Origin of the sequence: Sphingobacterium sp. LZ11T8, from assembly GCF_024261425.1 — a bacterium.
Taxonomy (GTDB): Bacteria; Bacteroidota; Bacteroidia; order Sphingobacteriales; family Sphingobacteriaceae; genus Sphingobacterium.
The window spans coordinates 177,447-197,052 of sequence record NZ_JANBZY010000001.1; the positions used below are offsets into that span (position 1 = coordinate 177,447).

The 19,606-nt window shown below is 38.9% G+C and carries 14 protein-coding genes; 12 read left to right on the forward strand and 2 right to left on the reverse strand.

Going from position 1 to position 19,606, the window contains the following annotated elements; all coding sequences use genetic code 11:
- Positions 1–213: 213 nt before the first annotated feature.
- Positions 214–363 (reverse strand): hypothetical protein, encoded by a 150-nt coding sequence (locus NLF99_RS00760; protein ID WP_254526397.1) that lies wholly within the window; start codon positions 361–363, stop codon positions 214–216.
- A gap of 187 nt (positions 364–550) precedes the next feature.
- On the opposite strand from NLF99_RS00760, the gene NLF99_RS00765 reads away from it, so the two are divergent.
- The 8 genes from NLF99_RS00765 (at position 551) to NLF99_RS00795 (ending at position 15,836) form a co-directional block, all read left to right on the forward strand.
- Complete coding sequence (locus NLF99_RS00765; protein ID WP_254526399.1) at positions 551–2,944, forward strand: ABC transporter permease; 2,394 nt, start codon at positions 551–553, stop codon at positions 2,942–2,944.
- Between the two features lie 145 nt (positions 2,945–3,089).
- Positions 3,090–5,537, forward strand: a complete 2,448-nt coding sequence (locus tag NLF99_RS00770; RefSeq protein WP_254534177.1) for an ABC transporter permease — start codon at positions 3,090–3,092, stop codon at positions 5,535–5,537.
- Between the two features lie 140 nt (positions 5,538–5,677).
- Positions 5,678–5,809 (forward strand): hypothetical protein, encoded by a 132-nt coding sequence (locus NLF99_RS19655; protein ID WP_302328285.1) that lies wholly within the window; start codon positions 5,678–5,680, stop codon positions 5,807–5,809.
- 861 nt (positions 5,810–6,670) lie between these two features.
- Positions 6,671–9,061, forward strand: a complete 2,391-nt coding sequence (locus NLF99_RS00775) for an ABC transporter permease (protein WP_254526404.1) — start codon at positions 6,671–6,673, stop codon at positions 9,059–9,061.
- Between the two features lie 98 nt (positions 9,062–9,159).
- Positions 9,160–11,565 (forward strand): ABC transporter permease, encoded by a 2,406-nt coding sequence (locus tag NLF99_RS00780; RefSeq protein ID WP_254526406.1) that lies wholly within the window; start codon positions 9,160–9,162, stop codon positions 11,563–11,565.
- Positions 11,566–11,718: 153 nt separating this feature from the next.
- Positions 11,719–14,115 carry an ABC transporter permease gene (locus NLF99_RS00785; RefSeq protein WP_254526408.1) on the forward strand — a complete coding sequence of 799 codons (2,397 nt, stop codon included), beginning with the start codon at positions 11,719–11,721 and terminating at the stop codon, positions 14,113–14,115.
- 153 nt (positions 14,116–14,268) lie between these two features.
- The gene (locus NLF99_RS00790) at positions 14,269–14,928 is read left to right on the forward strand and encodes an ABC transporter ATP-binding protein (RefSeq protein WP_185215986.1); all 660 of its coding nucleotides are present in this window, start codon (positions 14,269–14,271) and stop codon (positions 14,926–14,928) included.
- Between the two features lie 50 nt (positions 14,929–14,978).
- On the forward strand, positions 14,979–15,836 hold the full coding sequence (locus NLF99_RS00795) for a transglutaminase-like domain-containing protein (RefSeq protein ID WP_185211076.1): 858 nt from the start codon (positions 14,979–14,981) through the stop codon (positions 15,834–15,836).
- Between the two features lie 36 nt (positions 15,837–15,872).
- Here the strand turns inward: NLF99_RS00795 and NLF99_RS00800 are convergent, their stop codons facing one another.
- Positions 15,873–16,967, reverse strand: a complete 1,095-nt coding sequence (locus NLF99_RS00800) for a hypothetical protein (protein WP_254526409.1) — start codon at positions 16,965–16,967, stop codon at positions 15,873–15,875.
- A 126-nt stretch (positions 16,968–17,093) separates the two neighbouring features.
- On the opposite strand from NLF99_RS00800, the gene NLF99_RS00805 reads away from it, so the two are divergent.
- The 4 genes from NLF99_RS00805 to plsX all read left to right on the forward strand — a co-directional run bounded on the left by NLF99_RS00805 (position 17,094) and on the right by plsX (position 19,605).
- A complete protein-coding gene (locus tag NLF99_RS00805; RefSeq protein ID WP_254526411.1) occupies positions 17,094–17,744 on the forward strand; it encodes an epoxyqueuosine reductase QueH in 651 nt (216 codons plus the stop codon).
- Positions 17,745–17,818: 74 nt separating this feature from the next.
- Positions 17,819–18,355: a DUF177 domain-containing protein gene (locus tag NLF99_RS00810; RefSeq protein WP_254526413.1), complete on the forward strand. Its 537-nt coding sequence runs from the start codon at positions 17,819–17,821 to the stop codon at positions 18,353–18,355.
- 15 nt (positions 18,356–18,370) lie between these two features.
- Positions 18,371–18,562, forward strand: a complete 192-nt coding sequence (gene rpmF / locus NLF99_RS00815) for a 50S ribosomal protein L32 (RefSeq protein ID WP_093100719.1) — start codon at positions 18,371–18,373, stop codon at positions 18,560–18,562.
- Between the two features lie 104 nt (positions 18,563–18,666).
- Positions 18,667–19,605 carry a phosphate acyltransferase PlsX gene (plsX, locus tag NLF99_RS00820; protein WP_185211083.1) on the forward strand — a complete coding sequence of 313 codons (939 nt, stop codon included), beginning with the start codon at positions 18,667–18,669 and terminating at the stop codon, positions 19,603–19,605.
- The last annotated feature ends 1 nt before the right edge of the window (position 19,606 follow it).

Here is a 19,606-nt window from a genome sequence, read left to right on the forward strand (position 1 = left end):
TAGAAAAATATTTCACCCCCGCTAGGGGTTCTCCCAAATAACAAATCATTTTCTACAAAGATTCCACCCCCTGTTGGGGGTTTTATTTTGTCTTATTTTTCAGTTAAACCTTCATATGGAGGTCTATCCGAATTAGCTTGGATCTTTCATTGTTTATATTATTATTTTATTAACATTAATGATAGCATTGGCGAACAGTTCCTTGACCTTCGGTCAAGGATGACAGGGTCGTAAGGTATTTAGAAGTCGCACCCCATCCAGGTTCAAATCCAGATCTTGCCCCATCCTCTTATCCTTTCCATCCTGGTTCAAATCCAGATCTTGGCCCATCCTCTCATCCTTTCCATCCTGGTTCAAATCCATTACGTTCATTAGCGAACAACAAATCGTCCGATAATGAACATATCAATCTTTAAGGATATACACAAATAACAGATAATCAATATATTACATTTATGGCAAATGAATTGAATTGCTGTTTAATACGAAAAAAAATTGATATGGAATTTGCTTTACCATATTTCAACACTCAAATCTCAATACTACTAAAATGCTTAAAACAGCTTGGAGATCGATATTAAAGACCAAATCCTTAAGTGCTATTCACATCATAGGATTGGCTATTGCCATTGCAGCATCAACGGTTTTGTTTTTGACAGCAATGTTTGAGTTGTCATTTGATAATTTCCATCCTAATGGGGAAAGAATTGCGCTTCTTTATAAAAGTTCAGAACCGGAAACTGGAAAAAGAGAGGATTCTTCGATGCCTTCACCTTTAGCGCCACAGTTGAAAAAGGATATTCCAAGTATTGAAAGTATTACGCGCTATGCCAATAGTAAATTGGTACTGAAAAATGGAGAGAAAGAATTTACTTCAACCAATAGATTTGTGGATGAGGATTTTTTCAAGATTTTCGATTTTCCTTTTATATCAGGTAATAAGAATGTCCTTTCGGGTCTTGACAATATGGTCTTGACGGAGAATATGGCAAAGAATCTGTTTGACAACACAGATGTAGTTGGAAAACAGATTGAGGTTAATTTAAATGGGGTTTGGAAGGCGGCTACCATTGGCGCAGTCCTGAAAGATATTCCTAGCAATTCGAGCCTTCGTTTTAATTCGCTCTATAGATTTGAAAACAGACCTGGTTACCTTGAACAGACGCAAGTCTGGGACAACTCAGACCATGAGGTTTATGTAAAAATGAAAGCTGAAGTCAACGATGCGACTTTCGGCAAGGAAACCAAAGCATTTACAGAACAATTTTTTAAAAATGATATAGACCGGTTGAAACGTGATGGCGGAAAAGCAGATGTTAATGGCAGTTATTTCAGTTTCCACTTATTGCCGTTAGCCAAAGTACACTTAAATGATTTTGGTCCTTCAGCCTCTTTATCATCTAATTATCCTTGGATATTATTGTTGATCTCGGGCTTAATTATGTTTATTGCATCGTCCAATTTCATCAATCTCTCCTTAGCTAATGCTATCAGTAGAAATAGGGAAATTGGCACTCGCAAGACATTAGGCGGAACGACCTGGGACATTGTAAAGCAGTTGACCCTAGAATCTTTTATCTTATGTATTATTTCATTGTTGGTAGGGTTACTCATCGCCTATTTGGTTTTACCGCAGTTCAATGCCAACATGAATTACCAATTGAAAATAACAGATCTATTTAATATCAAGAACCTCGTTATCTTCCTAGTGGCATTCCTGCTAATCTCCCTTCTTGCCGGAGGATTACCGGCCTTTAAAGCAGCACGGACAAATATTATCCAATCCCTAAAGGGATCCAATAAAATAAAAACATCAAGTCTTAGAAGTTCATTAACAGTATTGCAATTTGTGATCGCCATTATATTGATCATTGCCACCATTGTAATCAGCACCCAATTGAACTATATCTCGAATAAGCCATTAGGATTTAATAAAACTGAAGTCATCAGTATTCCAATTGGTGCTGGAGTCAATAAAGAAGATATGGTGCAAAGGATGCGTGCTGAGTTAAGCCAACAAACCTGGGTAAAGAATGTCAGTGCAGCGGATGTAAATATTGGTAAGGGACGAGATGGCACTTTACAAAGGAGCATCTTTGGTTTTGAGTATGAGAACAAAGAGATCCAAACTAATTTCATGCGTGTAGATTATGATTACCTAAATACGTTAGGCATCAAATTATTGGGAGGCAGGGATTTTGACCGTTCCTTCGGTACCGATACGAATGCTGTAGTTATCAACAAACAGATGGCGGCACAATTTGGTGGTGCGGATAAAGTATTGGGAAAGGAAATAGACCTGAACGGTAAAAGTACCGTGATTGGGATCATGGATGATTTTAATTTCCAAGATCTTAGGGCCCAAGTCGAGCCATTAACCATTTCAGTAAATCCAAATGTTTTCACTGTGGAATACATCTTTGTCCGTGTCGAAACGCAACAGCTTGCTGAAACTTTGGATAAGGTAAATGCGATATGGAAAAAAGTAAATCCAAAAGCTAAGGTTGACCCTTCTTATCTCGATGAGAACACGCAGAACCTGTATCAATCGGAGCGGACATTTTCAAAAATTGTCATCAGCGGAACGAGTATAGCCATTGTTATTTCTTGCCTAGGGTTATTCGCTCTAGCATTATTAACTATTAATACAAGGGTGAAGGAGATTGGTATCCGTAAGGTCTTAGGGTCTTCGGTATCCAGTATCATTATACTCCTTTCTAAAGACTTTATAAGATTAGTCCTTATTGCCTTTTTAATGGCAGCACCAATAGCATGGTGGGTCATGAATAATTGGTTGCAGACCTATGCCTACCGCATCAATATCCAATGGTGGATGTTTGCCCTAGCAGCAGGTCTAGCCGTTATCATTGCTTGGTCTACCATCGCTTGGCAAGCCTTTAGAGCCGCGAATGCGAATATTGTGGATAGTTTGAGGGATGAGTAATTCTTTTTAAAGTATTTAGTATTAAGTATTTAGTATTTAGACCTATGGAGTCTATAAAACTGAACTTAAAATTTCTAAAACGTAAATATAATTGATACATGCGAGTCTTAATACTAAATACTAGCTACTAAATACTAAGAAAAAAATGTTTCAAAACAATATAAAAATCGCTTGGAGGAACCTCAAGAATCAGAGGTTTTATTCCATAATCAAGATTGGGGGATTTGCATTTAGCATGGCTATTTGCTTATTGATTGTGCTTTATATACAGCATGAATTGAGTTATGATAAATTCTATAAGGACTCTAATCAGATATTCAGGGTTGTAGGAGTAATTACAAGGGATAATGTGGTACAGAAGGGCGTTTCTATGCCGGCTCCTGCTGGGCCTGAATTGAAGGAGGAGTTCCCTGAAATTACTGCTTTTGGTCGCGTATTATCGAATCCGCTTTTTGGTGCAGGCAGTAATCAGGTTGCTACCAATGAAAATCCGGAACTCTTTAGCGAGGAAGGGTTTTGTTTTGTCGATCAAGGCATAATGGACATGTTTCGGATGGAAACGGTTTTTGGCACCTTAAATCATGCTTTGGATAATCCCAATACGATTGTCATTACCAAAAGTAAGGCTGAGAAGTTATTCAAAGGAGATCCTATTGGAAAGATTATTTATCTAAATAATGATAAATCCAAGGGCTATAGCATAACCGCTGTAATCGATGATATCCCAACCAACTCGAACTTTTACGGCTTTGATTTCTTTATGACCTTAAGTGGTCATGAACCTTACCCTGGGGAGAAACAGAACTGGTTAGCTTCCAATTATTCGACCTATTTCAAAGTAAAAGATGGAACTGATATTACTCAACTAGAGAAAAAACTAACCAGATCCTATATTGATGATCATTATCGACCAGCCGTAGTACAGGCAGGAATGGCGGTCAATGAAGAAATATGGAAGTCTGCGAAAATGACCTTACAGCCGTTGAAAGATATTCACTTGCATTCAAAAGGGATCCAAAATAACAAGATTGAAAACCAGAATCGAGGTGATGCCCAATTGGTCTACATCTTTGCCGGAATAGCAGCTTTAATATTGATTATTGCCATCATCAATTTCATCAATCTTTCCACTGCCAATGCAAATACGCGTGCTAAGGAGGTTGGTGTAAGAAAAACGATTGGTTCTGACCGCAGTTCACTGATTTGGCAGTTTATTACTGAATCGTTATTATATTCCCTAATTTCGATATTGATTGCCATCGCCATTGCTTATCTTTTATTGCCTTATTTTAATGGCATAGCTGGCAAATCTTTGACTTTCCCATGGAAGAATTTAGTTTATATTCCTTCACTCTTATTCTTTGGATGTTTTATAGGCATCATTTCGGGTGTTTATCCTGCCCTATATCTTTCTTCCTTTAAACCAATTGCCGTTCTCAAAGGAAAACTCAATCTAAAATCTGGGAACAACTGGTTTAGAAATGGATTGGTGGTCTTTCAATTTTCTACATCAATAATCCTGATCATAGGAACATTAATCATCAATCAACAGGTAAAATATATTCTCCACAAAGATTTAGGTTTTAATAAGGAACAGGTCTTGGTTTTACGCGGGACAGGAACTTGGGATGGAAAGCAAAAAGCGATGAAAGAGGAACTGAAAGGTATTTCGACTGTTTCCTCGGTTTCGGTTGGTGATTATTTACCGGTCATGATGGATGGGGTAAGACGGAATGGCAATGCCTATTGGATCGATGGCAGGCAGAATGAGGATGTAGGAATTGGCGGGCAAAATTGGTTGGTCGATGTAGATTACCTAAAGACATTTGGTATCAAACTGATTGAAGGCAGGAATTTTAATATGGAGATGCCAACCGACTCAACAGCAGTCGTCGTCAACCAAAGCATGGTTAGGGAACTCGGCATAACCAATCCCATCGGAGCCAAGATCCGGAATTTCGCAACCTTTACCATCATCGGGGTGGTTGAAGATTTTATTTTTGGCGATATGAAAGGCGAGGCGGTAAAACCATTGGCATTGATGATAGGTGGTAGTCCTAATATGATTTCCATCAAGCTTAATACGAATAACCTCGAACAGACCCTTGCAGAAATCAATAAAGTTTGGAACAGTTTCTCTCCAAATCAGAAAATTCAATATACTTTCTTAGATGAAGGATTTGAGAATCTCTATGCTGACGTTCAACGCACTCAAGCGATCGTTTCAACCTTCGCCCTGTTCGCCATTTTTATTGCCTGCTTGGGATTGTTTGGCTTGGCAGCATTTGTCACTCAACAGCGGACAAAAGAAATCGGTATCCGAAAAGTATTAGGTGCAAGCCTTCCAGGAATTATCAAATTGCTTTCTACAGATTTTATAAAACTGGTTTTTATTGCCATTATCATCGCTTCACCAATTGCATGGTGGGCAATGAACAATTGGTTGAAAGATTTTAGCTATAGAATTGATATTAAGCCATGGGTGTTTTTAGCAGCTGGTGGTATAAGCCTGTTTATTGCTTTCTGCACCATTTGTTATCATGCTCTTAGGATTGGAAGGATCAATCCTGTCAATAGCTTGAAGGATGAGTGATTTTTTTCAAGTATTTAGTATTAAGTATTTAGTATTTAGACCGATGGCTTTTAGTGGGGATGGAATTATTAACAGGGGTTAGAGTTTGAACCAGGATGAAAGGGATGGGAGGATGGGCCAAGATTTGGAAATGAACCAGGATGGAAAGGATTGGAGGATGGGCCAAGATTTTGGATTTGAACCAGGATGGAAAGGATTGGAGGATGGGCCAAGATTTTGGATTTGAACCAGGATGGAAAGGATTGGAGGATGGGCCAAGATTTTGGATTTGAACCAGGATGCCCTTCGACGCAGCTCAGGGTACGGGATGAGAGGATCAGCCAAGATTTGGGAAGACCCCAAGATTGATAATATCTTATTTCCATCATAAAAATATAAAATGCACATATCACCCTGTAGGGGTGAAATTATTTTAGCAAAGATTTAGTCCGCTGTACTACCCCTTTAAGGGTTGAATGGATAATAGGTCAATAATCTACCGGAATCCATAATTGAACCCCTAAAGGGGTAATCCTTCAATTCCATCATTTTCTAAAATAATTAAACCCCTAATGGGGTTTTCCAAGGTATTAAAAATATAGTGCACATATCACCCTGTAAGGGTGAAATTATTTTAGCAAGGATTTTTTAGCTGTACTACCCCTTTAGGGGTTGAATTGGTATTAGACACTTAAACTACCGGAATCCGGATTGAACCCCTAAAGGGGTAATCATTCAATTCTATCATTTTCTAAAATAATTAAACCCCGAATGGGGTTTTCCAAGGTGTTAAAAAATATGACCCCTATCACCCTGTAGGGGTGAAAATATTTTAGCAAAGATTTAGTCCGCTGTACTACCCCTTTAGGGGTTAAATTGGCAATTGAGCGATATAACGGAATTATTCAAGAAATACCCCCTTTGAATAATTTCTTCTTTTCAGTGTCTTGTGTCTGCTGACAATTATCCCGCAACCGTTCAGTACCGAACAAAAAGCGTTCGATATCGAACATGTCAAACACCCTAAACAATTGCATTAATCTGTTTTTCAATGCTTTACATTAATGGCAAATGTATTGTATTTTAATTCAGCGGGTAAATAGCTCAATGCAATTAGGCATTTACTCGAAGGGAAACACATTACCAATATTAGCATGAATAATCTAAAGATAGCTTTTCGGAACATTCGCAAAAACAAGGGTTTTTCGATTATCAATATTGCCAGTTTAGCATTGGGGATAACCTGTTTTTTATTGTTGTTGGCCTATGTTTACCATGAGTTGAGTTATGATCGATATCTATCCAATTCGGATCGGGTTTCGCTGGTTACTTCTTCAGTGAAATCTCCGGAAGATGCTGAATTCACCTATTGGAGGGTAACTCCCACGGCTGTAGCTCCGGTCTTTGCAAAGGAATTTCCTGAAATCGAGAAAGCCGTCAGGATGTATACTTACAATAATGCTGCCTTGATCGAAAATGGCTCGGAATCAATTAAAGAGTCTGGTCTAAAATATGTGGATGAGGATTTTTTAAAAGTCTTAGATTATAAGGTCCTTTCAGGAAATGTAAATGCTGCACTATCGAATCCGAATGATATTGTATTGACTGAATCGTTGGCTAAGAAGTATTTTTCGAATGAAAATGCTATTGGTAAAACGATTATGATCGATAAATCACCTTGGACCATAACAGCGGTCATCGAGGATTTACCAACCTATACCGAAATCAAGTTTTCTGCTTTGCTATCAAACAAAGGCTTGAAGAGATACCAACAAGAACCTCAATGGGGATCAGCAAATGACATCACTTTTGTTTTGTTGAAAGCGAATGTCAATCAGCAGGCATTACAGGAAAAGGTAGATGCCTTTATGAAGCATCAACTGAAAGAGCAATATGATGCGGGTTATACCATTAAGATCAATCTTGAAAACATAGAAACAGTGCACTTACATTCCAAAGCAGCTGGTTCAGGAAACCTATTGTACCTGTATATCTTCGGCTTCTTAGCAGCTGCCCTCCTACTGATCTCGGCGGTAAACTTTACCAATCTATCCCTAGCCCATGCTACGGAGAGGGCTAAAGAGATCGCCGTTCGAAAAGTCATTGGTGCTCACAAAAAGGGAATTTTCAATCAATTTATTGTGGAAGGTGGAATGATGGTTGGAATAGCTTTACTGTTGGGGCTTCTGCTTGCTTGGATATTATTACCTGTATTCAGCGTATATTTAGGTGTTCCCATGAAACTCGAACTATGGTCAAATCCGTCTTTCTATTTTGCTGTATTAACCTTCTTCGTTGTATTGAATTTTATTGCATCAGGTTGGCCAGCATGGGTCATTGCACAATTCAAACCTATCAGCGTCATCAAGGGTCAACTAAAGTCGAGTAAGACAAAGTTTTCAATTGCCAAGATTTTGATAACCTTCCAATATTGCATTTCGATATTTTTAGTGATCTGTACTTTGTTTGCCTATAGGCAGATGCAATTTATCCAGACCATGGATACTGGCCTGAACCGTTCTCAGATTGTTGTTTTGGATGGAGACGTATTACAATCTACAGGGGTGGAAAACTTGAAAAATGAACTTAAGAACATCGGATCCATCAAAAGTATTTCGGCCTCTTATGATTCGCCTGTCAATGTGCAGGGTGGTTATTCTTTGGAAACCTCTGAAGGCAAGAATCCAAACTTCAACATGGATATTACGGCATTGCCGATCGAACGAGACTTTTTGTCGACTTTTGAAATTCCAATTCTCGCTGGGGAACCATTGAACGAAACGGATATCATCAAAGCTAAGGACACTTCTGCTACGCGATCTGTAGCCATCATCATCAATAAAATGGCGGCAGAAAGAATTGGGTGGACTCCAGAGGAAGCAATCGGGAAGACCGTCAATATTAATGGAAGAAGGGGACCTGTGAAGGCAGTGGTAGACAATTTCAACTTTGCTTCATTGAAAGAAGAAGTTCGACCAGTAGCGTTATTTCCTGAATACAGCTATTTTGGGAATGTTTTTGTAAAGATAAATGCAGGTGCCAATACGACTCAAGCTTTACAGGATATACAGGTAGCCTTTAACAAAATATTACCTAATACCACCTTTAATTATCATTTCTTGGATGATGATTATGCTGCACTTTACAAACAAGAGCAACAAACCACCAAGATTATGCAACTCTTTGCCTTAGTCACCATAGTAATTGCTTGTATCGGTCTCTTTGCAATATCTGCCTATACAGCACAGCAACGCGTTAAAGAGATTGGTATCAGAAAGGTGTTGGGTGCTTCGGTAAGTAAACTGGTGGCTCTATTGACTTCTGATTTCATAAAATTGGTAGTCTTGGCATTTATAATTGCTATTCCATTAGGGTATTGGGCCATGGATAAATGGCTCAGCAACTTTGTTTACCATATCCATATTGAATGGTGGATATTCTTTGCTGCTGGTTTGATTACCCTCATGATTTCATTTATGACCATTGGAGGCCAGGCGTTTAAGGCAGCAAGGGCAAATCCGGTGGACAGTTTGAAGGATGAATGATTATTCAAGGGCTTTGCCCTTGAATGGATTTGAGATTTGAGAGAGTGGAAAGGTTATAAAAGCGAATAAATAAATTACTTTTTGATTTAGCAAAGATTATGAAGAACTTGAATTTGATTTTTAGGAAATTATGGAAGAATAAGTTATTTACCTTCCTGAATATTATAGGCTTGGCCATTGGGATCAGTGCCTGTTGGATCGTTTTTAGGCTGGTGAACTACGAATTGAGTTTTGACAAGAACCATGCTGAAGGGGAGAAAATATTCAAGGTATATGGGGTTTTCGATGAGGTAGGTTCTACTGATCGGTTTGATGGGGTTCCAACTCCATTAGCCAGATATATTAAAGAGAACCTTTCGAGTGTAGAGCTTTCGGTTCCGGTCAATAGGAGGTATTATCCAAAAATCAGGAACAGTTCGGACTCCAAGGAGAGTTTTACAATTGAAGATCAAGAGAACATCATTGAAACTACGAGTGATTATTTCAAAATGGTTCCTTATGAATGGTTGGCTGGAAATCCCAATAAAGCTTTACAGCACCCAGATGAGGTCATACTAACCAGCAGTAGGGCGAATCAATATTTCCCAAATATGGATCCCAAAGAAGTTGTTGGAAAAACATTAATGTATGACACGACACTCTTTTCTGTTTCTGGAGTCGTAAAAGATCTGGAAAGTCCAAGTAGCTTTTTGGCAAAGGAATTTGTAAAGATATCGGACAGAAATTGGAATTCAGACCTCTGGGTTTCCTTTATGTCTGATATCACTTTATTTGTTAAATTAAAGTCGCCAAACAATAGGGATGCCTTCGTGAAAGAAGTCAGCAAGAAAATCCATGAAATGGCCAAAACGGAATTCGCTGAAATGAATACCAAGGCCAGAGCTGGTGTAACTCCTCTTGCCGATGTACATTTTGACAAGAACCTTCAGAACAGTTCGAATATTAAAGTAGTTTATGGATTCATCGGAATAGGAATATTTTTACTCTTATTAGCGACCATCAACTATATCAATCTGACTACAGCTCAAGTACCTTATCGAGCCAAGGAAATTGGCATCCGCAAAACATTAGGCGAACAACCTTTTGATGTCACCAAATCATTTTTGCTGGAAACATTTTTCATTAGTCTGTTCGCTCTATTTCTATCTTGGCCCTTAACCAAAATATTCGAAAAAGCATTTGCCTCTTATTTACCAGCAAACCTGAATTCATTTTCAGATATTTTGCCAGTAAGTATCTTCATAGTAGGCTTAGTCATTTTCATTAGCATTGCTTCGAGCCTTTATCCTGCTTACCTGATCAACAAGGTTCAGATCTCTGAGGTCATCAAGATGAAAGGAATTGGAAAATTATCGGTTGGAAGCATTTCCATCAGAAAGGTATTGATCATATTTCAATTTGTCATTGCACAGGGCTTTGTTGTTTCCACCTTTATCATGGGGATGCAAATGAAACATACCATGACTTCAGACCTTGGGTTTAACCATCAAGCATTGATTACAATGCAATTACCTTATAAGGTCGATCAAAATGCTGATGTCGACCCTTATGTATTTAAGGATGCTTTGTTAAAACTTAGTCAGGTTGCTGGGGTGGCCCTAGGCCATTTACCATTGTCCAATAACCATTGGGGGAACTTTGTTTCTTCCACAGCGGACACTGGAGTAGTGAAAGTGAATGTGCCTTTCAAGTTTGTAGACAAAGACTATTTAGATGTTTATGGGATTAAGTTGCTTGCCGGAAGAAATATGACATTGGCAGATACCAGTTCAGGAATCATCCTAAATGAATTAGCTATCGAAGAAATGGGCTTCAAAAGTCCTGAAGAAGCGATTGGAAAAGCCGTAAGTGCCTATGGTAAGGACAGAACGATTACAGGTATTACCTCAAACTATACCAGCAAATCTTTTCATACCGAAAAAGAAGGGGTAGCTATGTTGACTACTAAATTTAGAGGTCAGCTCCAATACATATCCGTCAAACTACATGCTGATCCAAAAACTTGGAAATCTTCTTTGGAGACAATCGAAAAAGAATGGAAGAATATATATCCAAATGCTCCATTTGCCTATAAATTTTACGATGAGAATATCCGTCAACTGTACGAGGCGGACCATAAGTTTTCTAAAATCATCAACCTTTCTACAGGGGTTACCATCTTATTGAGTTGCCTCGGGTTAATTGGTTTGGTGACTATTTCTACCGCTCAACGAACGAAAGAAATAGGGATCCGTAAAGTATTGGGAAGTTCCATTTCTGGAATCGTTGGCTTGCTTTCAAAAGATTATATCAAGCTGGTCTTAATTTCCATTTTGATTGCTTCACCAATTGCTTGGTGGGCGTCCAATAAGTGGTTAGATGATTTTGCCTATAAAATTGAAATATCTTGGTGGATGTTTGTAATTCCGGCACTGGCTACTGTTGTTATTGCCTTCTTGACGATGAGTTTCCAATCCTTGAAAGCGGCCAAGGCCAATCCGGTGGATAGCTTGAGGGATGAGTAACTCAAGGGCTGTGCCCTTGATTGGATTTGAGATGTGAGATGTGAGATATGAGATATTAACCTGATTGGAAAGGATAGGATGATTTAAGACGATCCTGTGGAGCAGGAAAAGTCTAAATACTAAATACTTGATACTAAATACTAAACATAAGATATGATAGAGCACGATTTGAAAATAGCATGGAGGAATCTATGGAATAACAAAAGTTTCTCCTTGTTGAATATCCTTGGGTTAACCTTGGGATTTGCTGGGTTTATTTTATCTTATCAGTTTATCAATAGGGAAAGCAGTTATGATAAATGGAATCCAAATTATGATCGAATTTATCAAGTTGGTCTGGAGGCCAATGGAGAATACAGCGTTGATATGCTACCTTCGATGGCGCAGACGCTGAAAGATAATTTTCCAGAAATACAATATGCCGGAAGAAAGATAGATTTCACTTGGGGAATTTATCCATTATTTGGAGAATCAACAGTCAATATCAAAAAAGCTCTGGCAATAGACTCTTCGCTGGCTAGGATATTTCAAATCGAAAGTAAGAACGGTCCCTTATACAAGAATGCTGAGCAGAATGAGGCGAACCTAATCAAGGAACCGATTGCAAAATTGCTTTTTAAGGAATATCAAGATTTTAGTGAACCCAAGAAAGTTCCTGCCCTCAGCCTTGCGATGGGGGTCCATGATACGTTCTATGGATTGGCACAAGAAAGAAAGCTTTCGATTATCGATGGCGATGTCCTCTATATCCGAAAAATAGATACGGAGGAAGAAGGTAACCCTTATCTAGTTCAGACCTTTATCCAAGTAAAAAAAGGTACTGATATCGAGCAATTAAACAGCAAAATAAATGACCACTTTACCAACACATTTTCCAAGAAGGCAAGAATTCAAAGTTCGGCCTTTGCTAAAGGCAAGGTCTATTTGGATCCGCTTCAAAATCTATATTTGAAACCAAAAGCTGGCAGTAATACGAACTTCCTCATCGTATGGATCCTTGGGGTTCTATCAATCACTATCTTGATCCTGGCATGTGCCAATTTCGCCAATATGATGATGGCAAAAGCCAATCAGCGCCTGAAAGAGTTAGCCATTAAGAAAATTTTGGGAAGCTCAAGATTTGCATTGATTCGACAAATGCTCTTGGAGGTCTTGGTACTAACCACTTTATCAGCAATCTTATCTTTTGTATTGCTCATCATTACTGGAAATTCCTTGCAGAAATGGTTTAATGATGATCTGATGCGATATATCCTGAATATTCAAACTCTGGGTCAATTACTGATTGGTATTTTGGTTTGCACCTTGATATCAGGAATATATCCAGCGCTTTCGTTATCTGGATTTAATTCTGTGAGATTATTAAAGGGTAACAATCTTTCCTTTGGTATGAATAACCGTCTTCGGAATATTCTAACCATAGCCCAATTTATTATTGCGATCATATTTGTAACTGGCATGTTTGTCGTAAGACAGCAAGTCAATTTCATGAAGGATTCTGACAAAGGATTTGAGCCTTCCCAGGTTATCAATTTTATCGGGGTTGCAATGTATTATGACAATAAGGTTGATGGGACTTTTTATGACTTCAAGCAGCGATTGCTACAAGACCCTAGTATTGTCTCCGCTTCGCGAGCAACCACTATCCCTGGAGCCAGAGAGTTGCCGCCACAATTTGAATTTAAGTATAATACTGTAAAACAGGACTTGGATCATGTGGGCATTGATCCTGAGTTTTTCCAGACATTAAACATCAATTTCCTGACTGGTGGAAACAATATCTCCATGGACAAATTAATTACGGATTCTACCAAACGTTATGCTGTCATTAATGAAGCTGCAGCAAAAGCATGGAATCTCGATAATCCGATTGGAGCTTCCATTGCTGGTTGTGATGCTAATTTTGAAATCGTAGGGGTTGTGCAAAACAGCATTGCCTATGGATTTGAAAACAAAGTGAAACCAACAATTTACTCCTATAAGGATGAATGTGGCAAAGGTAGATTTAAAACAGCTTTTATTGTAAAAACCGCGGAAGGAAAAACTGAAGCTGCTATAAAAACCATGGAAAAGGAATGGTTGAAAAACCCTTCTGCTGAATCATTGCCTTTGGATTATGAATTTATGGATCAAAGCTATGCTAGCCTGCAAAAGAAACAGATAGAGCTGCAAAAGGCATTCAATGGATTTACATTATTGGCTGTTATTATTGCTTGTCTAGGCTTGTTTAGCATGTCTGCATACCAGATATCTATCAAAAGAAAAGAAATGAGCATACGGAAGGTCTTAGGGGCATCAATCGCTTCGATCTTTTTCCAGCTCAATAAGCCATTCTTTAAAATATTCATTATTGGGACCGTAATTGCAGTGCCAATTTCTTACCTTTTAATCGAATCCTGGCTTAACAATTTTGCTTATCATATCGAGATAAAATTCTGGTATTTTGGTCTAGCCATTCTAAGCATATTGTTTATGTTATTTATTACTGTATGCTTTCAATCAATTAAGGCAGCCAATGAAAATCCGGTGGATAGCTTGAGGGATGAGTAACTCAGGGGCTTTGCCTTTGAGTGGATTTGAGATGTGAGATGTGAGATTTGAGATATTAACCTGATTGGAAAGGATAGGAAGAATTAAGACGGTCCTGTGGAGCAGGAAAGGTCTAAATACTAAATACTTGATACTAAATACTATAAAAAAAACATGATAAAATTAGAACACATTTTTAAGTGGTACAATGTTGGTGGAGCCAAAAACTTTATTTTAAAGGATATCAATCTGGAAATCAACGAGGGGGATTTTGTTTCCATTATGGGGCCTTCTGGGTCTGGGAAATCGACTTTATTGAATGTTATTGGGATGCTGGATGAACCAGATGAGGGTAGTTATAATTTTATGGGGGAAGATGTGCTGAACATGAAAGCGAAAAAGAGATCGCAATTGTTTCAGTCACATATCGGATATGTATTTCAATCTTACCATTTGATTGATGAGTTGACTGTTTATGAAAATATTGAAACGCCATTGATCTACAAGAACCTTTCGTCTTCAGAACGGAAGAGCATTGTATCCGATATGTTGGATCGATTTAACATCGTGGGCAAGAAGGATCTTTTTCCGGCCCAACTTTCTGGTGGACAGCAACAAGTGGTGGGCATTGCGAGGGCATTGGCAGGATCGCCAAGATTGTTGTTGGCCGATGAGCCTACGGGAAACCTGAATTCGAAACAAGGTGAAGAAATCATGGAGCTGTTCAAACAACTGAACGATGACGGCATGACCATCATACAAGTGACTCACTCTGAGAAGAATGCAGAATACGGCAAGTCCATCATCAATATGTTGGATGGTCAATTAAAATAACAATTTGCTGAAGGATTTTTGGGATTGCCTTTTATTTCGTAAATTTCATTGTGAATGAAAAAGAAATTAAGGCACTCATCTATCTTTTGGATGACCCCGACCGGGAGATTTTTCAAGAGATAGAGCACAAACTAATCACATGTGGGCCTGAGGTTATACCTTTATTGGAACACTCGTGGGAATCTTCTTTTGACCCGCTTTCACAAAGCAGGATTGAAAACATCATTCATAAAATCCAATATGACCAGGTCAAGAATGACCTTCAACTTTGGAAACTCAACAACTCCGAGGACCTCTTGGAAGGCCTGCTGATCATCAACCGCTATCAATATCCCAATCTTCATGAAGAACAGGTTTATTACCAACTGGCGGAACTGCGCAGAAATGCGTGGTACCATCTGATGTATGATATGAGTCCGGTGGAGAAAGTGAAACTGCTCAACAATATCCTTTTCCGGGAATTTGGTCTCTCTGGAAACACCTCTAACTATCATGATCCGCAAAATTCCTTTATCCATAAGGTGCTGGAAACAAAAAAGGGAAATCCGATCAGTTTGGCCTGTATCTATGCATTGGTGGCCCAGAAGCTAGACATTCCAATCTATGGGGTCAATCTTCCCAAACATTTTGTTTTGGCCTATGTAGACGGGGAGAATCAGGATAAGGTCCAATTCTACATCAATGTTTTCAACCGTGGACAGATCATGCGGGAAGAAGATATCTATGCTTTCTTGAGACAATTGAACCTACCTCTTTCTGATAACTATACCCTTCCCTGCGATAATATCGCGATCATAAAAAGGGTTTTGAGGAACCTGATCGCAGCCTATGAGCATGTTGATAATGCAGAAAAGAAATTTGAAGTGGAAACCCTGCTGACCTTAATCGAAGAAGACGAGATTAATTAACCCCGTCTTCCTATATAAATTCAATATTTTTCTTATTTAATTCCGAGCATCCAGGGATATTCCTCTTGGAACCGAAGCTTCGGCTCTACCAGGTTGCTGATATTGATAAGTTGCATTTGGCGCAACATCTCCATTGTCTGTCTTTAAGAATCGATAAACTGCTTTTGAAATTGGATCAGCAACATAGATATATTTGCTGTCCTTTCTGAAATCAAGTTCTACATCCACTGGTTGTTTTAACTTGGTATTTACCCCTTTAATGATACGTGTTGGGCTAATGGCACCAGTTGCGGCACTAATTTTCGCATAATCATCAAAGATCAGGATTCTTCCCTCGTATGTGGCTGATGCTCCTGTTCCAGTCTGTACAAAATCTGTCAGAGCTAGCATATTGTTCACTGTATCAACCGACATTCCACGGATATTAACTGCATCTGAGACCGTCAGTATCTTGGAAGGTTCGACCGATTGGACTATTGAATCTCGGGAGATAACTAGATTGTCGTAAATTTCAACTCCTCCGTTCGTACCAGATTTACTTACCACCAATCCACTTTTGACAATGGTCACATCCCAAGGTACAATTTCGTTTTTGAAATGATAGGTCTGTCCAGGTTTCCTGAATTCCGATAATCCTCTAGGTCTGTCGAATACATAGTAGGCCGGTGTTCCGCCACCATTGGAAATGGTATACAATTTATCCAGACTTGGATGGAATACTAAACCTCGGACATCTCTTAACAGGCCTTGACGAATTCTATTGTTGTCATTGCTCAAAGCTCCTGTTTCACCGATATTAAGCTTATAAACGAAAGTATCTGTAACCGTTGTATTAATTGAAGATTGGAAAATGAGTCTTGCACTAGGATTGAAATAGATGGTATTCCCTCCCTTTACATTTGATAAAAAGGGAGTGGCACGAAGGCCCATATTTTCTTCATCATCTGAATTAGGCAATAGCACAACATTGTTGAATTGCGTTAAATCAGGGTTTTCGTTAAAATCAGAGTAAGATATATAGAGTCTTGAAATCGAGTTGCTTGCGGGTGGTTCATCATCGTCTTTTTCACAGGAATAAAATCCAATGAGGGTGGCGATGGCGAGGAGAGCGAATAAGTACTTCAGTTTCATAAAATAATCAATTATATTACAAATGTATAAAATAATCGTTTGAAGGCGAGCTCTCAGGGCTTTAAGATTGTTAAAGTTGGTTAAATAGATGTATTTCCGTAAAATTGCAGAATAGATAATAAAGCAATGGAGACCAAAGAATTTGTAAGAGAGAAGTTGGAATTGCCCAACGAAGGGAAAAAGCTTTTGCTTCACTCCTGCTGTGCTCCCTGTTCTGGTGAGGTAATGGAGGCATTGATTGCTTCAAATATAGATTTCACGATCTATTTCTATAATCCTAACATTCATCCACGGAAGGAGTACGATCTAAGGAAGGAGGAGAATATCCGATTTGCTGAGAAGCACAATATTCCATTCATTGATGCCGATTACGATGTTGATCATTGGTTTGAGTTGGCAAAAGGCATGGAGCATGAACCTGAAAGGGGCATTCGCTGTACGATGTGTTTTGACATGCGATTTGAGAAAACAGCGGAATATGCGGCCCAAAATGGTTTTGATGTGATCTCTAGTTCATTGGGAATCTCACGTTGGAAAACGATGAGCCAGATCAACGACTGTGGTGTAAGAGCTGCTTCGCGATATCCGAACATGGAATATTGGACTTTCAACTGGCGCAAGAAAGGTGGTTCGGCGAGAATGTTGGAAATCAGCAAGAAAGAAAGGTTTTACATGCAGGAATATTGCGGTTGTGCCTATTCATTGCGCGACACCAATAAATGGCGGATGGCGAACGACCGTCCGAAAATTGAATTAGGAAAAAATTATTACGAATAGCCTAGACGATTTTTTAAAATAAATTTCATTTATACTTATTTAATCGTTACTTTTGCAGGCTCAAATGCAAGATTGTGAAGTATCTAAAAAAATACAGAATACCATTTTCAGGTCTTTCAACAGGTAAGCACAGTTTTGACTTTGAAATCGACGAGAAGTTCTTTGCATGTTACGATCATTCCTTGCTACAGGAAGGCAATCTAAAAGCGGTTGTCGACTTGCAGAAACAGGAGAACATGTTGATAGCTAATTTCGACATTCAAGGCACCATAAAACTGACTTGCGATGTTTGTCTATCGACCTTTGATTCCCCAGTTCACATCAAGGAACGTGCTTTGGTAAAATTCAGCGATGAAGATTGGAATGAGGACACGGAAGAAGTGATCACCTTATCCAAGAACGACTATGAATTGGACATCGCTCCGTTGCTGTATGAATACATCAATGTGGCAGTCCCTCCCTATCCTAAGTGTAATGAAAACGGAGAAGGGATAGCATGTGACCCGGAGATGTTGAACAGGATACAAAATGAAGAAGAAAGCTCGTCTGAGGAGGACAATGAAAACATTGACCCTCGTTGGGAAGCATTGAAGAATATTAAAAATAACTAAAACAAAAGATACGAGATGGCACATCCAAAACGTAAAACTTCTAAATCTAGAAGAGACAAGAGAAGAACACACTATAAAGCTGAATTACCTAGCTTAACTGTTTGTAAAGAAACTGGCGCGGTGCACAGACCTCACCACGCATACACAGTAGACGGTAACTTATACTACAACGGTAAATTAATTATTGAGAACACCGCTGCTGTCTAACGACATCTTTCTTAAAAACATCCCAAAAAAGTATAATATTTTATATTATTAACTTTCACTTGGGATGTTTTTTGCGTATTATTGAATAATATAAATAATAACGAATGAAGATTGGATTAGACGTGTTGGGAGGGGATTTTGCTCCTGATTCTAATATCAAAGGAGCGATTGAAGCTCAAAAACAGCTGGACGATTCGCAACGGATTGTTCTATTTGGTGATGAGGAAGCCATTAGAAACGCTATTACCGAAGCTGGATCTGACCCCTCAAAATTTGACTATGTTCATGCACCTGAGAACATCGGTATGCACGAACATCCCACAAAAGCAATCAGCCAAAAGCCTAACTCTTCTATAGCCAAGGGATTTGACTTATTGAAAAACGGAGAGATTGATTCTTTCTCTTCAGCAGGCAATACTGGCGCTATGCTGGTAGGTGCCATGTTCAGCGTAAAGACCATTACAGGCGTATTGCGTCCTGCCATTGCGACCAATGTACCGAAGCTTAAGGATGGCTTTGGTATCTTGTTGGACGTAGGGGCCAATGCAGACTGTAAGCCGGAAATGCTGAACCAATTTGCTATCCTTGGAAGCCTGTATGCAGAACATGTTTACGGCATATCCTCACCAAAAGTTGGCTTGCTAAATATTGGTGAAGAAGAAGAAAAAGGAAACAACCTAACCATCGCAACCTACCCTCTTTTAAAAGAAAACAACAAGATTAATTTTATTGGAAATGCAGAAGGCCGTGATCTATTCAGTGATCATGCCGATGTAATAGTTTGTGATGGCTACACTGGAAATGTAGTACTGAAGCTAGCTGAATCATTTTATGTAGTTACTCTGAAGAAAGGTTTCAAGGACCAATTCTTTGACAGGTTCAATTACGAGCAATATGGCGGCAGCCCAATTTTAGGGGTAAATGCCCCTGTAATCATTGGCCACGGAATTTCAACGCCGAAGGCTATAAAAAATATGGTATTATTGTCGAGAGATATGATCGCCTCAAAATTCATTGAGAGGATCAAATCTGCATTTAACTAAA